This window comes from Endozoicomonas sp. ONNA2 (genome assembly GCF_024606365.1).
Classification (GTDB): Bacteria; Pseudomonadota; Gammaproteobacteria; order Pseudomonadales; family Endozoicomonadaceae; genus Endozoicomonas.
Genome location: NZ_JAHHPO010000856.1, coordinates 1 through 1,578, shown reverse-complemented (window position 1 = coordinate 1,578; position 1,578 = coordinate 1). Strand labels below are relative to the sequence as shown.

General features: G+C 40.9%; 1 protein-coding gene. It reads right to left on the bottom strand.

The window, feature by feature from the left end:
* Window positions 1-115: 115 nt before the first annotated feature.
* A complete protein-coding gene (locus KDK14_RS15175; protein ID WP_257266015.1) occupies window positions 116-1,315 on the bottom strand; it encodes a hypothetical protein in 1,200 nt (399 codons plus the stop codon).
* Window positions 1,316-1,578 lie beyond the last annotated feature (263 nt).

The following is a 1,578-nucleotide window of genomic DNA, read 5'->3' as shown; positions in this document are numbered from 1 at the left end:
AGCTAAGGCTATGCTCCCTACGTTGCGCCTTGCATAGTAACTGTCCACTTAGCCATAAATATACGATTCCATTTGGCCAACTACTTATTTTTTGTCGTTTTAGCTAATGAACTGCTCATGTTCGAAGGTAATTTGAAGTATGGTAAAGACCAGGGTTTGAAACTCTCTCTCTGTCTTCAATAAACTCGCCCTGATCATTGAGAAACATGTCTGTTTCATATAAATCATGCCATATGTCCTGTCGACGGGGACAATGATCATATAATGATTGAAGGTGAGTTGCTTCATCCATTGTAAGGCCTTGAGCTATTCCTGTCATGACTGGAAGCAGACGGTTAAATCTCGCTAAATGGGCCAACTCAAGGGCATTACTGTTTGCCCATGTCATACGCTTGCGCAATGAATGATGGTTATAAAAAGGGATTAAATCCAAAGCCAGTTCTTCATTATTTGTTTTGATGGCCAATATCAGAGGTGTATTGTTACCAAATTGTCTTTCTAACGTTTTTTTATTTGGTGTGATCAACAACTCATGATTTGTTTTTTTCAGATAATTGAATATGGCTCTTGAATAACTTTTATCTCTGGCGGCAATTGCTGCAGTAAATGGTGTATTTTCAAAAGGTGTTGAGTCAAATTCCAATAATGTGGATTCTATGCCCTCTTTTTCCAGAAGAAGTTCAATGAACGATTCCCGCTCTTTTGATGTTGAAAAATTGTTAACTGCACTTTTTGGCATATTTGTAATATCGAAAATAACTTTAAATAATATATTTGGCCTGAAGGCATCACCTCTGTATGCCAAAGGATCTCCTCCCCTTTGCAGTAATTTTAATGCACTGCACCAATCAACCTGTTCTGCCGAAAGTACTTTCAAAAGCTGATGCGTGGCTAAATTTTGTCCACTTTCCAGGCTTGCAGTCGTTGGTTTTTTTACTTTTTCACCCGTCGGCAGGTGACTGGATTCCAACGCATACGGAGAGACTCTTTTCATTGCTGGAAAAAATCCCCGGCTTAATTTCCGGGTATTTCTTTTATTTATCGGGTTACTTTGATCAAGATACCGATTTCTATCCGGTGAATCAGTTAGATTAAATGGAACCATACCATTACCTGGAAAACTTTTGGGATGTAAGTGGTTAACCATATGAAAACATATGTTTCTGACTCCTTGTGCCGACACGCTCGGCAACTGCTCCTGTGTTGCTCTGTCTCCTGCATCCATGCCTTCTTTAAACTCTGCCACATAGCTACGGCTATGCTCTCGTTGTAGCTCATAGTACCAGCCCAAGTAGTCAGAAACATTCGATTCCATTTGGCCAGATGCTCATGTGTAGATCATCTCAATTATAAAAGGTTCAATTCGAAGTGAGAAAGAATGCAGGTTTTTCGATTTTCGTCAGTGCAACTGCTGTCCCAAAATACTGCCACCCATCATTCATTCAGAAAAATACCCCGGTTCCTGGGGAACCTAACTCTTAAGCAAATTTAAGGAGGCTGTCCGAGAATAGACTGCCCTTCGTGGCAACTGCTCCTGCGTTGCTCTAGCTCCTGCATCCATGCAGTCGTGCGGTGGCA

Coding starts and splice junctions, on each gene's coding strand:
- KDK14_RS15175 (WP_257266015.1), bottom strand. CDS start 1,315: ATGGAATCGAATGTTTCTGACTACTTGGGCTGGTACTATGAGCTACAA.